The 816-nt window shown below is 40.3% G+C and carries 1 protein-coding gene; it reads right to left on the bottom strand.

All coding sequences use genetic code 11. The annotated features are described in order from the left end of the window. The coding region (locus tag E1140_RS00140; RefSeq protein WP_155177938.1) for a fasciclin domain-containing protein at nucleotides 1–816 on the bottom strand (816 nt) is incomplete at both ends.

Here is an 816-nt window from a genome sequence, read left to right as displayed (position 1 = left end):
ATCAACATCCCCATCTGAATCTATATAAACTCCAATTCCATTATCTGCAGCGACAATACTAGTATTATTAAAAACGGTTAGTGTACCAGCTGCCGCTGTGTTAAACTCAGCACATGTAACTAAATCATCTGGAGTAACTAATCCTGGAACAACATGATTGGCAATTATGCCGTACCATTCTTGACCAGAAAATGTATCCACTGTAATTGATCCTGCAGTAAATGTTGCGTTAGTCGGTGCAAAAACTGTATAGTTATCCGTTCCTGCTAAAATAGAACTTAGAGTTGTAAGAGAAGCACTAGCTGCAAATTCATCAGCCTTAGCAATACCCGCAGCCAATGTTGTAAAATCAGAACCTAATAATACAGGCTGGGACAGTTTTCCCAAATTAACTCCAATGGCCCCAAAAATGGTTGGAGGAATTAGAATTGTTTCAACTACATGCATTACACCGTTAGTAGCCAATAAATCTGCTTCTAAGATAATAACCTCGTCATCAGAACCACCAGTTTTAATCGTTCCTGTATTTGAAGCTTCAGTATTCACAACTACACTTTCACCTTGTGCTGTTGCCACAGACACTTCAGTTACAAGTTGCGCTTTGGTGAATGCTCCACCCGGAACTACATGAAAGGCCAGTACAGAGTTGATAATAGCCGGTGCAACTGTCGCCAAGTCATCAGTTCCCAATGTTGCTCTAAGCTTATCAAACGCAGCATTGTTTGGCGCAAAGAATGTTGTGGCTGTTGTTGCCTTTAAGCTACCATCTAATCCAAAATCATCTATATATCCCTTCAATTCACTTAGATCCTCGTC

Origin of the sequence: Fulvivirga lutimaris (assembly GCF_009711525.1) — a bacterium.
Taxonomy (GTDB): domain Bacteria; phylum Bacteroidota; class Bacteroidia; order Cytophagales; family Cyclobacteriaceae; genus Fulvivirga; species Fulvivirga lutimaris.
This window is presented reverse-complemented; position numbering and strand designations above follow the sequence as displayed.